This is a genomic window from Bacillus sp. FSL W7-1085 (assembly GCF_038595035.1).
Classification (GTDB): domain Bacteria; phylum Bacillota; class Bacilli; order Bacillales; family Bacillaceae; genus Bacillus; species Bacillus altitudinis.
The window spans coordinates 2,414,013-2,426,543 of the sequence record NZ_CP152000.1; the positions used below are offsets into that span (position 1 = coordinate 2,414,013).

Below are 12,531 nucleotides of genomic sequence, written 5' to 3' on the forward strand. Positions count from 1 at the left end.
GGCATGTAAATCTATCCATTCGTTACTGCGTCGAGCCCTTGTTCAATATCATGTAATAAGTCATCAATATCCTCAATACCGACAGAAATACGGATTAAACCATCTGTGATGCCAAGTTCTTCTCTGCGCTCTTTTGGAATGGATGCATGGGTCATGCGAGCAGGAACAGAGATTAAACTTTCAACCGCCCCTAGGCTTTCTGCGATTGTAAACAATTTTAATTGGCTTAAAAACACGTCGACATTTTCTTCTTTTCCAATATCAAAAGAAATCATACCGCCAAAGCCTGTTGCTTGAGTTTTTGCAAGCTCATGACCTGGGTGAGCGCTTAAACCTGGGTAATAGACACGTGTAATCGCAGGATGCTGTTCTAAAAACTCAGCGATTTTCTGCGCGTTTTGTTGATGTGCTTCCATTCTTAGTCCGAGCGTTTTCATCCCTCGCATTAGAAGCCACGCATCTTGCGGTCCAAGAATACCGCCTGTAGAGTTTTGAACAAAGTGCAGTTCTTCACCAAGCTCTTCAGTAGCTGTCACGACAAGTCCGCCCACCACATCACTATGGCCGCCTAAATATTTTGTGGCACTGTGCAAGACAATGTCAGCCCCATATGAAATCGGCTTTTGAAAATATGGGGTAAAAAACGTATTATCGACAATCATCAAGATGCCAGCTTCTTTTGTGATCCGGCTTATGGCTTGTAGATCGGTCATTTTCAGCAATGGATTGGTTGGTGATTCAATATAGACGGCTTTTGTTTCTGGTAAAATTGCTTTTTTCACCGCTTCAGGATCACTTGTGTCTACAAATGTGGCTTTAATGCCAATCCGGTTGACCACCTTTGTCATCACACGATAGGTTCCGCCGTACACGTCGTCAGTCAGTACGATATGATCTCCGCTGTTAAACAGCATCATCACAGCTGTAATTGCAGCCATCCCTGAACCGAATGCATAGCCGTTTGCCCCGCCTTCAAGATCACGAATGACTGTTTCCAGTGCTGTTCTTGTTGGATTCGCAGTTCTGGAATATTCATATCCAGTGTGCTCGCCTGCTTTAGGCTGCTTATAGGTGCTGACTTGGTAAATGGGAACAGACACGGCTCCTGTTTTTTCATCACCAGTGATTCCACTATGAATCATCATTGTTTTTGGCTTCATTTTATTTTCCTCCCTCATAAATACCTTTACTTAGATAACGTTCACTGCTATCAGGAAAAATGGTCACGATCACTGTCCCAGGTGATGCCTTTTTCGCTTCCTCTAAAGCGGCAAATAGAGCGGCTCCAGAAGAGCTTCCGAGCAGAACACCTTCCTTTTCAGCTGCTTCTTTCACCATTCGGAAAGCATCATCGTCACTGACGGTATAAATCTCGTCAAATAAAGTCGATTCCATATAATCTGGAATAAATTCAAGGCCAATTCCTTCCGTTCTATGCGGTCCCGGCTTTCCGCCATTTAAAATAGATCCTTCTGGTTCCACGATCACTGTTTTTAGCGCTTCTTTTTGCTCTTTTAAATAGGCAGCACAGCCTTGAAACGTTCCGCCAGAGCCCGCTCCTGCTACAAACACGTCTATGTTCCCTTGGAGGTCAGACCATATTTCTGGCCCGAGCGTTTTATAGTAAGTCAATGGATTTACTTGGTTTTTAAATTGTAAGACGCAATAAGCATTGTCAAGGCTTGCCTCTAGTTCAAGGGCTCGATCAATCGCACCCTTCATCCCATCTTTTCTTGGTGTATGAATAATCTCTGCACCAAGCGCCTTCATGAGCTGTTGTTTCTCTTGACTAAAATGTTCTGGTACACAGAAGATCGGATGCAATTGATGTTTTCTTGCACTTAGCGCAAGCCCGATACCTGTGTTTCCTGCAGTTGCTTCAATAATGGTTCCGCCTGGGCGCAGTTTGCCCGATGCCAGCGCTTCTTTAATCAGCATATCACCTAGGCGATCCTTAATACTTCCGCCTGGGTTCATCATTTCAAGTTTTGCATAAACATCAACACCTGCCGGCACACCCATCCCTGACAGTTTTAAAAGCGGTGTGTGGCCAATTAATTCCGTAATATCATGTATGACAGCCATATAAATCCCTTCCTTTGTATGGAAAAGAAGGGGGAACCCCTTCTTTTATTGTGTTTGCTTTATCATACGCAGGACAAGGTCTGTTGAGTGAATCGCTGCTTGCTCTAGAAATTGATCAAAAGAGATATTGGATTCTTTCCCAGCAATATCTGACAACGCTCGAACGACCACAAATGGCGTTTCAAATAGATGGCAAACTTGCGCAACTGCTGCTGCCTCCATTTCCACTGCATACAGCTCTGGAAATTTCTCTCTCACAAACGCGACACGACCAGGATCATCCATAAATGAATCTCCTGTTGCAATCGTTCCTTTTGCCACTTGAATATGATCGATTTCTGAAGCAGATTCCTCTGCCAGCTTCACAAGCTGATCATCTGCGATGAAAGCAGCTGGTAATCCTGGCACTTGTCCATATTCGTAATCAAAGATCGTCACGTCCACATCATGATGTCTAACATCTGTAGAGATGACAATATCACCTACATTTAATGAGTGATGGAAACCGCCAGCTGATCCTGTATTGATCACATAATCTGGCTGAAAGCGGTCAAGCAGAAGTGTTGTGCTGACCGCTGCATTTACTTTTCCAATCCCTGATTTTAATAAAATCACTTCTTTATCTTCATAAACACCTGTTGTAAATTCACACCCAGCGATGTTTTCTTGTGTGGCATTCTTTAGTTGGTCTCTTAAAATCGTCACTTCTTCTTCCATTGCACCTATCACTGCGATTTTCAAATCAAAAACATCCTTTCATTCCCTTTTCTTCGCTTCTACGATCCACACAAAATCATTCATTTGATGAAAAGATGTGCTAAAACCTTCTTCTTCAAAGATTTGCTTTAACACACCTATGGATGGATAATATTCCGTTTCTAAATCCTCTGCAAGCTGATCGAACCCAGCGGCTTTCGCTTTGTTCGTTGCCGCTTGATGTGCTGCTTGATTTTGAAACATTGTATCAGCAAAGACTATTTTACCACCTGAGGGAAGGATGTTGCCATAGGTGTGGATGGCTTGTTTTTTTTCTTCGTCCGTTAAATGATGGAAAGCATATGAACTGACGATCGTATCAGGCTCAAAAGGCGGGGCTGGAAACGATAAAAAATCTCCGTCATGAAATACATTTGGTATTCCTTTTTGAAGAGCCGCTTTCTTCATGGCCTCTGAAGGTTCAACGCCAAACACTTTCTTATCTGCTTGAAGCAGTGCCGCTGTTAAGTTTCCTGTGCCGCTTCCAAACTCAATGACATGTTGACCTGCACGGCGAGTAATCTCTTTTAGAATGGCCGGATACCGGCGAAACACTTCTTTATATTGCTCGTCATGACCACTTACAGTGTCATCATAAGATTCAGCCCAATGATCAAATAAAGAAAGAAACTCACGTCCCATTTTTCTTTCCCTCCACTTTATCTATTTATTCCTATGCGTATAGTATGTTTTATTCCGTCGAACAGTTCCTATCCTACCACATCTTCTGATTCTTTCCTACTAAAAAATACTGAGTGGGGTGGGAAAATATTTGCCCTTTTGAATGGGAGAGATTATGATGAATCTAGAGCATGGAGGGATGAATGAAATGGATTTTCAACTGGATTTTTTAAAGGACAAAATTGAATTTTTTGAAGCAACGTCTTTAAAAGAACTTGAACAAAAGATCCAAAAACAAATTGAACATAATCAGGCGATCTTGCTGACTGTTCATTCTGTGAGTCATCAAACGACTGTCATTGATGATAAGATTTTGTATACAGCAGTTGTTCATTTTAAAGCGAATGTCTCATAAAAAAAGATCAGCGTGTAGGCAGTCAGGTCTGTGCGCCGGTGCTAGTCCTTCCTAGACTGCAAAGGTTTTCTATCACGCTAAAAAGAAGAAAAAGGCTAAAATGAAGTTCATTTTAGCCTTTTTGCATGCAACTTTTTTATTTTATTTTAATTTTTCAACCTTCACAGGTTTCCAGCCTTTTTCGTCCACCCACGTAATTTCTACACGGTAGCGTTCACCTGTTGATTTATCACGGATGGTTCCTTTTGCATCTTGAGGTCCTCCGTTATTTCCTAACCAAATAACAGTCATTTGATCTTCTGAGATCCCTGTCGCATAGGACATGGCTTTGATCATTTCTTTCCAGTCTTTTGAGTTAGCATCATAGGTTGCTGTATGTGATCCCGATTGCTCTGTTCCTACAGGCTCCCAGTTATCGTTTTCATATGTTTTGTCTACGTCACTTGTTTTACCGCCATCTGTTTCTGTGGCATCTTTTAACGCATCTTTGTTTGGCTCTTCTTCATCATCTGTTTTCTTTGTATCGTCTTTTTTGTCAGATGAATCGTCTTTTTTCGCATCCGCATCATCGGATGTATCTTTCTTTTGATCTTTCACATCTTCTTCTGAGTTTTGTTTATTTTCACTCGATGCCGGTGCTGTTTTGGATGGTTCGTCTGCTACATTTGTATCTTTCGGTTTATTAAAAATTAACAAACTCGATGCGACAACCAAAATAAGCACCACAACGATACCAATTAATATGTTAAGCACCATATTCGCCTTTCTGCGCTTATCACGATGTTCAAATCGAGAATTTCTACTCAAAATCTCTGCACTCCTTTGCCTCTGTTCCCTAAGTCGTTACTATTCTAACATGACATAAAGGGATGTTCTATGTCTGTTTCTTTTCAATTTCATTGACCTTTTTTACAATATCATAAAACGCTTCATTTGTCTTAGCCCGGCCACTTGCCTCATCAAGGTGAACAACGACGAGAGCGTATTTTGGTTTTTCTGCCGGAAAGTATCCGGCAAACCACTTGTGATAAAGTGGATTCCCCTGTTTATCTTTGCTGCCGGTTTGGGCAGTGCCTGATTTCCCTGCTATATGGAACGGCAGGTCTTGAAATCTTCTTCCTGTTCCTTTGTCAGACGTCACCACCTGCCTTAAGTACTTTTGCAAGGTTTGAGCTGTATAGCGGTCAATACTGTCACCATCAGGTCGTTTGTTTTGAAAGGATAGCATCGTTGTTCCGTTTTGATACATCACTTTATCTGCAATCCTCACTTCTTTTCGTTCTCCACCCCTTGCAATCGTTGCCATCATATTGGCAATTTGTAAGGGGGTTGTTTTGACATTTTTTTGACCAATCGCCGTTTGCGCAATGGCTTTTTTGACATGCTTGTCTCTTTTATCTCCCCACACACTGCCTGTTTCTTCACGATCAAACTGTTTGAATTGTTGCTTGTGATATACATCCCCTTCCCAGCCGGCTCGATCCACAAGCCCAAGCTTTGAAGCTGTCTTTTCAAGGATTTGATCATCTGTTTGGATGAGCTGCTCAGCGAGTGTCGCAAATGTATAATTACAGCTTTGCGCAAAGCTTTCAGACAGATTCAGTACTTCCTGCTTTCCTTCTGGCTCTCCATATAAATTCTTTCGACAATCATACATCGTTTGTGGCTGGTTCAAGTTTTTTTCAATCGCTGCGGCAAGTACGACCGTTTTAAATACAGAACCGGGAGCCATTGCGGTCAGCATGTAATTTCTTGCCTCATGCCGGTTTTTGCTGGTCACATTTGGAACACTCGCCATCGCCAGCACACTGCTATTTTGAATGTCGAGCAGAACCGCTCCGCCTTTTTCAACACCTTGTGCTTTGAGAACATTCTCCATTTCCCTTTGCATGTCTTCGTCCATGGTTGTCTGCACTTGCAGCGGATAAAATGAATGAGCTTCTGCTGTATATTTGACGTCCATCCCAAACAAAGGGTTTCCCCTTCCGTCCACATGGTATAACAATTTTGTGTCTTGCTCTGGTAATAGAAATTCGTCAAATGTACTTTCCAAACCGAATGTACCGATCTCAGTGCGGATTGAAAGCTCTTTTTTGTCCGGATAACGTTTTCTCAATAGTTCTGGATTCTCGCTTGTGAAACCTAATGTGTGGAGGGCAAGTCTTTTTTTGTCCTTCTCTTTCATATATACGCCGTAAACACCTGAATATTTCATATCATTGATGTCTTTTAGCTTTTTTTTCGTGATATCATCTTTTAAAATGAGTGGTTTCTTCGTTTCTGTCAGCTGGCTCTTCAATTCATCTTCTTCCATCTCAAGTATAGAAGCGGTTTGCTTTAAGTGAGGGAGGTCATATTGCAGGAAAGGAAATATGATGACCGCAGGCTCTTCTTTTGTGAGAAGTGCCTCGCCGTTTCGATCTAAAAATTCGCCGCGTCCGTCTGAAATGACTACTTCTTCTGTTCGCTGCCTGACACTTTCTTGGATCAAATTAATATCAAGCTTTGAAAAAGATTCTGTGAAAAACAACTGAATTTCCGCTAGTCTAAATAGGAGACCGAGCAATAAGATAAAAATAATGACACCTGTCCATTGGATTCTTCTTGTTTTCAGCATAAAAACACCTCGTCCCTATTGTGGACGAGGTGTTGATCGTATAAACGTAATTATGAAATTTTTACAATTTGGACGAACATTTCTCCGCCAGGTGTTTGAACCGTGACTTTGTCGTCTACTTGTTTGCCTAAAAGGCTTTTTGCAATTGGTGAATCGTTTGAAATTTTGCCTTCAAACGGATCAGCTTCTGCACTTCCTACAATCGTATAAGACTCTTCTTCACCGTCCGGTAATTCAACGAATGTCACCGTTTTACCGAGTGAAACAATATTTGAGTTACCTTCATCTTCAATAATTTTGGCATTACGAATCATATTATCAAGCGTTGTAATACGACCTTCTACAAACGCTTGCTCTTCTTTAGCAGAATCATATTCCGAGTTTTCAGAGAGGTCTCCAAAACTTCTAGCGATTTTAATACGCTCTACAACCTCTTTACGTTTAACCGTTTTCAAATATTCAAGCTCTTCTTCTAATTTGCGCTTTCCTTCTTCTGTCATTGGAAATACTTTCTCTTGTGCCATGAATCATTCACTCCTTCTATTAATCCTCATCATACAAGCTTTCTGCATGTGAGTGACGACTGAAATATACAAGAATGAGGACATATTCCGGCCCTCATTCCTTCTGTCCCATATTCGTAAAAGTCCATCTTACATGGCGTCCCTTTTAGATGCAACTATTATGCCTTTTTATTAGGCAGGAACAGCAGCGGTCTCATGATGATGTATTATCTTCATCGCACAAACTGTGGAAAGGCACAGGAAGCTCCTGTACCTCGTTCGGCCATTTCGATCATATGTAGAAGAATAGCTTATCCATTCTCCATCTTCCAATACATAATATGGTCAGTGTACGATATGTCTATGCTATATTATTACAAAATTGCATTTTGATCAAGAATTGTTTGAAAATTTGTGATGATTTGTTTGTCGTTTTTTTAATATACTTTTACAAAGCAGGAATAACTGAAACTTTCAGCATCCCATCGTGATTTTCCTGTCTTCATTTCGCAGCATTGTTTTCCTATCATATCAAATCTTTTACTCAGGGACTACTTCTTACAATGCTCACCGATGATTTCGGACTAGCCATTACTAAAGTATTGACTACAAGAGCAGGATGTTGAAAAGACCTTTACGTCGTAAAGGTCTTTGTTCTTCTCCACCATTTACTCTCCGCGGTTTTGAAGAATCGTTTGAATTTTTGTCACCATGAGGTCTATTGCGACATGGTTTTGTCCACCTTCTGGAATGATGATATCCGCGTATCGTTTTGACGGTTCAATGAATTGATTGTGCATCGGTCTGACGACAGATACATATTGTTCAATCACGGAATCAATCGATCTGCCTCTTTCTTTCGTATCACGTAAAATACGGCGAATGATCCGAAGATCTGCATCTGTATCCACATACAGTTTAATATCCATTAAGTTTCTTAGACGTTCGTTTTCAAGAGCAAAGATTCCTTCAACGATGATGACATCTTTGGGTTCAACATGTACCGTCTCTTCTGAACGTGTGTTTAGTTTAAAATCATAAATTGGTTTTTCAATGGACTCGTACTTTAGCAGCGCTTCTACATGCTCAATCATCAGGTCATTGTCAAAAGCAAGCGGATGATCATAATTGGTCAGCAGGCGCTCTTCAAATGGCATATGACTTTGATTTTTATAATATAAATCTTGCTGAAGCATGAGGATTGAATGTCCTTTAAATTTTTCGTAAATGGAATTGGTGACACTCGTTTTACCTGAACCCGAGCCGCCAGCGATTCCAATCACCACTGGTTTTTTCCCCATGTGCCGGTTATTTCCCCTTTCTCATCATGTTGCTAGGGTATACTTTTTGATCAAGCTTAAATTTCACAATTTGCAGTGGATGACGAGCGGCATCGAGTTCGTTCCCTTTTTCGTCCCAAATCGTCTCAATCTTGCATGTGAAATTTTCAATTTCTGGACCGAAAAATTCAACTTCGTCGCCAGCTTTAAAGAAATTACGCTGCTGTAATGTGACAATTTGTTCTTGTTCATCATAATGAAGTACAAGACCGACGAAATCAAAGGTCGTTTTCTTTCCGTGAATGCCAAACATTTGTTCATCCGTTCCTGGTACACCTTCAAAAAAGGCAGGAGCCGTGTCACGGTTGGCACATTTGTCTAATTCATCGAGCCATTCTTGTTGAATGACGAAATTGTCTGGATCCGCACAGTAAGCATCAATGACTTTACGATAGACACTGACAACTGTTGCTACATAATGAATGGACTTCATTCGTCCTTCGATCTTTAAGCTATCAATTCCCATTTCAATCATTTGCGGTATGGATTCGATGAGTTTTAAATCTTTTGGACTCATCGCAAATGGTGCATCTTCTTCACTGAATAAAGGCGCTTCCTCAGAGCCTTCTAGTTTATAAAGATCATAATCCCAGCGGCAAGATTGGCAGCAGCCTCCGCGGTTTGAATCTCTCGCTGTCATATGGTTACTGAGTACGCAGCGGCCAGAATAAGCAATACACATCGCCCCGTGAATGAACGTTTCGATTTCAATATCCACTTTTTCTTTCATTTCTTTAATCTCTAGGGCGCTTGTTTCACGTGCAAGGACCACACGCTCAAGCCCCTCTTCCTTCCAAAACTGCACCGCTTTCCAATTCGAAAGAGACTGCTGTGTGCTCAAGTGAACTTCAAGCTTTGGAGCTACTCGTTTGCATGTTTCAATAATGAGTGGATCAGCGACAATAATTCCCGCTACACCCGCTCCTTCAATCCCTTGAAGATATTCTTCCAGCCCGTCCATGTTTTCGTTGTGGGCGAAAATATTCGTTGTCACATAAATGCGAGCACCGTACTTGTTCGCAAATGCGACACCTTCTGCCATTTCTTCGATTGAAAAGTTATCTGCATTTGAACGAAGTCCAAATTCTTTCCCGCCAATAAAAACAGCATCTGCTCCATAATGCACAGCAATTTTTAGTTTTTCTAAGTTTCCTGCTGGCGCTAGCAGTTCTGGTTTTTTTGTAATGACACGTTTTCCATCGATCACTTCAGAAATTCCATCTTTTAAAAGTGCCATTTCCTCTGCCTCCTTTTATCTTAATAAACCGTTTCTTTAAAGAAGAACCCTGTATCGATTGAACGGTTGACAGGCTGGATATCTTCAATACGCTCCACCCATTCATCTTTCCGATCTTCATAGGCTTCCTTATCAGTCACTAGTAAATCAATGGCTTTTCGATAGAGGGATGTCACCTCTGTCATATAAGAAAGTGACTTTAAAATTCCGTCAATTTTAAATGAGTCAATGCCTGCGTCGACAAATTCTTCTAATTCATCAATCATACATACATCATTTGGACTCATAATGTGTGTGCCATTTTCATCCTCAAAAATAGGATATTTGTTTTGACGCTCCTGGTCGTGAAGGAATAGACCTTCTTCCATATTTCTGCCTTCCACGTCCATTTGTTTGCCTTGATATTCAAAATAGTTGCCAACAAGTGTCCGTTTGGATTGGAACATACAGGTCATGCCGTGGACTTGAATTTCAATCTCCACTTCGGCGTTTTCTTTGATATCAATCACGCTATCCATATTGAGTTCTTTGGCAAGAACAGCACGTGTTGCGCCTTTTCTGCCCCAGTAGTTACAAGTGTAATAGTTTGTCCCAGTTGTTTCTGTACTCCAGTGCAGATTCAAGTTGACACCTGTTTCTTTTGCGGCCATGATCACTGCCGGATCTCCAAAAACGACACCATCCACGTTTAACCCATCGAGAAAGGTTAAATAATCTCCAAGCAGTGCCACACGGTCATTATGAAAAATCGCATTCATGGCGACATATACTTTTTTGTGATGTGCATGTGCGAGTTGAACCGTTTGTTTCACATCTTCTCTTGAAAACTCACCTGCAAGACGGATTCCATATGTTTGTTCACCTATTAAAAATGCGTCAGCACCCGCTTCAATGAGCGGCAGTACATCCGACACCTTGCTTGGCGTCACAAGCAATTCTGGTTTTTTCATGATTGGTCACCTCTTTTTGTACTAATAGCGATCCCATCTCCAACCGGAATGATACACGTTTGGTAGTCAGGATTTGACATCAGCCATTGATTGTATCGATCAATTTTGCCTATTAATTGTTTTTTTCGTTTATCTTCAATTTCTTCTTCATAATTTGTCGCAACTAAGCCTTTAAATAATACGTTGTCTGTAATAATCATTCCGTCATCGGACAGCATCGGTTCAAACAGCTCAAAAAAGCGTTGATACTGACCTTTTGCCGCATCAATGAAGATCACATCATAGGGCGCCATCGTCTGAACCGTTTTAGCTGATTCGATCGCATCGCCAAAAAACACGTGAATTCTATCTTTGAAATGTAATTCTTCAATATTTCGTGTCGCTTCCTCATAACGTTTCGCATTTCGCTCAATCGTATAGATTTCAGCATCTGGCAGAGCTTCTGCCATTCGAATCGCTGAATAGCCAATCGCTGTCCCAACCTCAAGAATCTTCTTCGGTTTTTTCAAAGAAAGCAGCTGCAATAACAGTTCAATGCTCACCTTTTCCATGATTGGCACATGATGCTCTTTCGCATACTCCTCTAATTGAGCGATGGCATTAGGACTCGGCTCAATTAAATCTTCAATATAATCATTTATTTGATCATCTTCGATTGTCATTATATGTCTAGCTCCTTCATGACCTGAAAAAGAAGAGTCCTGCCTGCTGCAGCTCTCTTTCTCGTCAATCTTTCGTTCATCTAAGTAAAAACAACCCGATATATTTTACCACAAAGATGTGGTAATTGCGAACCTATAAAATAGATATAACAACGAAAAAAACTGCAGGCAATTTCACCATTGTCTACAGTCTTTTTCCTTTCACATGAGCGCTAGTTGCTGCCAGTGATGTATTTCGCTTTTGCTTTGTTGTGCTCATTTAACGTTTTCGTAAAGACGACTTCCCCATTTTTCTTTGCTAGGAAGTAAACAAAATCTGTTTTCTCTGGATGGAGTGCTGCTTTCCAAGAAGATTCTCCAGCATTGGCAATAGGTCCAGGCGGCAGCCCTTTGTTTGTATACGTATTATAAGGTGATTTCACTTTTAAATCTTTGTAATAAACACGGGACTTATGCTCGCCAAGCGCATAAAGAACGGTTGGATCTGTTTGAAGCGGCATGTCCTTTTTCAACCGGTTATAAAACACACTTGAGATTTTTGACCGGTCTGTTTTTTCCGTTGCTTCCATTTCTATCAGGGATGCCATCGTTAGGACATCATGGATGGACATCTTTCTCTTTTTCATGTCCTTTTCATACGTTTTCACATATTGATCTGTTTGTTTAATCATCGTGTCAATGATGGTTTCAAGTGATTCATCCTCACGATAAAACGGATACGTCGCCGGGAATAAATATCCCTCTAACGGATGCTTGACCTGTTTCCCGTTCACTTGTGATGTCACCGTTTTCGGGTATTTTTTCATCAATTTTTTAATAAAGGCTGGATCATCCAGCTTCGCTTCAACTTCCTTCGCTGAAAAATTCGTCTGGTTTGCGATAATAGTTGCAATATCAGACAACTGTTTCCCTTCAGGTATCACAAGCTGAAATGCGTAATCTGTCCCGCCAGATGTCAGCTTTTGAATTAGCTGATCCGCATCCATTGTTTGTTTGAGATGAAAATAGCCCGCTTTAAAGCCTGACGCTTTTTTGTACTTTGCATAGTAAGTGAAAATCGTGTCATTTGAAATCAGCTCATTTTCTTTTAAAATGCTCGCAATTCCACTGACAGATGTCCCATTTGGAATATGAATATTAATGGTTTGTTTGCTTTTTTGATCGACCGGCCCGAGTGCTGATTTTACATATAAAAAACCTGATAATGCTGCAATGATGATCACAGCAAGTACAGATAACAGGACGATCCCCATTTTTCGTTTAAAAAATGGTCGTTTCTTTTGTTCTGAAAACATGCATGGCCCTCCTCACATCTAGCTTTTATAGTACATGATTCGACGGAGTT

The 12,531-nt window shown here is 41.0% G+C and carries 13 protein-coding genes; 1 reads left to right on the top strand and 12 read right to left on the bottom strand.

Going from position 1 to position 12,531, the window contains the following annotated elements:
* Positions 1–11: 11 nt before the first annotated feature.
* From MKY11_RS12460 to MKY11_RS12475, 4 genes are read right to left on the bottom strand one after another with little or no spacing between them, the layout of a single operon-like run.
* Positions 12–1,160: a bifunctional cystathionine gamma-lyase/homocysteine desulfhydrase gene (locus tag MKY11_RS12460; RefSeq protein WP_047946484.1), complete on the bottom strand. Its 1,149-nt coding sequence runs from the start codon at positions 1,158–1,160 to the stop codon at positions 12–14.
* 1 nt (position 1,161) lies between these two features.
* Positions 1,162–2,085: a cysteine synthase family protein gene (locus MKY11_RS12465; protein ID WP_024718360.1), complete on the bottom strand. Its 924-nt coding sequence runs from the start codon at positions 2,083–2,085 to the stop codon at positions 1,162–1,164.
* A gap of 45 nt (positions 2,086–2,130) precedes the next feature.
* Positions 2,131–2,826, bottom strand: a complete 696-nt coding sequence (gene mtnN, locus MKY11_RS12470; protein ID WP_007501428.1) for a 5'-methylthioadenosine/S-adenosylhomocysteine nucleosidase — start codon at positions 2,824–2,826, stop codon at positions 2,131–2,133.
* 15 nt (positions 2,827–2,841) lie between these two features.
* Positions 2,842–3,483, bottom strand: a complete 642-nt coding sequence (locus tag MKY11_RS12475; protein ID WP_041506826.1) for a class I SAM-dependent methyltransferase — start codon at positions 3,481–3,483, stop codon at positions 2,842–2,844.
* Between the two features lie 187 nt (positions 3,484–3,670).
* Between MKY11_RS12475 and MKY11_RS12480 the strand changes: the two genes are divergently transcribed.
* Positions 3,671–3,877: a YrzA family protein gene (locus MKY11_RS12480; RefSeq protein ID WP_024718362.1), complete on the top strand. Its 207-nt coding sequence runs from the start codon at positions 3,671–3,673 to the stop codon at positions 3,875–3,877.
* 141 nt (positions 3,878–4,018) lie between these two features.
* On the opposite strand, the gene MKY11_RS12485 is transcribed toward MKY11_RS12480, so the two are convergent.
* From MKY11_RS12485 to mltG, 8 genes are all read right to left on the bottom strand, one after another.
* Positions 4,019–4,684, bottom strand: a complete 666-nt coding sequence (locus MKY11_RS12485) for a YrrS family protein (protein ID WP_017367687.1) — start codon at positions 4,682–4,684, stop codon at positions 4,019–4,021.
* 67 nt (positions 4,685–4,751) lie between these two features.
* The gene (locus tag MKY11_RS12490; protein ID WP_025207694.1) at positions 4,752–6,494 is read right to left on the bottom strand and encodes a penicillin-binding protein 2; all 1,743 of its coding nucleotides are present in this window, start codon (positions 6,492–6,494) and stop codon (positions 4,752–4,754) included.
* 50 nt (positions 6,495–6,544) lie between these two features.
* Entirely contained in the window at positions 6,545–7,018 is a 474-nt protein-coding gene (gene greA / locus MKY11_RS12495; RefSeq protein ID WP_007501433.1) for a transcription elongation factor GreA, read from the bottom strand.
* Between the two features lie 647 nt (positions 7,019–7,665).
* Positions 7,666–8,298: a uridine kinase gene (gene udk / locus MKY11_RS12500; RefSeq protein WP_007501435.1), complete on the bottom strand. Its 633-nt coding sequence runs from the start codon at positions 8,296–8,298 to the stop codon at positions 7,666–7,668.
* Between the two features lie 7 nt (positions 8,299–8,305).
* Positions 8,306–9,574: a U32 family peptidase gene (locus MKY11_RS12505; protein ID WP_056705818.1), complete on the bottom strand. Its 1,269-nt coding sequence runs from the start codon at positions 9,572–9,574 to the stop codon at positions 8,306–8,308.
* A 20-nt stretch (positions 9,575–9,594) separates the two neighbouring features.
* On the bottom strand, positions 9,595–10,524 hold the full coding sequence (locus tag MKY11_RS12510; protein ID WP_342501457.1) for a peptidase U32 family protein: 930 nt from the start codon (positions 10,522–10,524) through the stop codon (positions 9,595–9,597).
* Complete coding sequence (locus MKY11_RS12515; protein WP_024718364.1) at positions 10,521–11,186, bottom strand: O-methyltransferase; 666 nt, start codon at positions 11,184–11,186, stop codon at positions 10,521–10,523. The genes MKY11_RS12510 and MKY11_RS12515 overlap by 4 nt, the downstream gene beginning before the upstream one ends.
* Positions 11,187–11,398: 212 nt before the next feature.
* Entirely contained in the window at positions 11,399–12,481 is a 1,083-nt protein-coding gene (gene mltG, locus MKY11_RS12520) for an endolytic transglycosylase MltG (protein ID WP_024718365.1), read from the bottom strand.
* Positions 12,482–12,531: the final 50 nt, after the last annotated feature.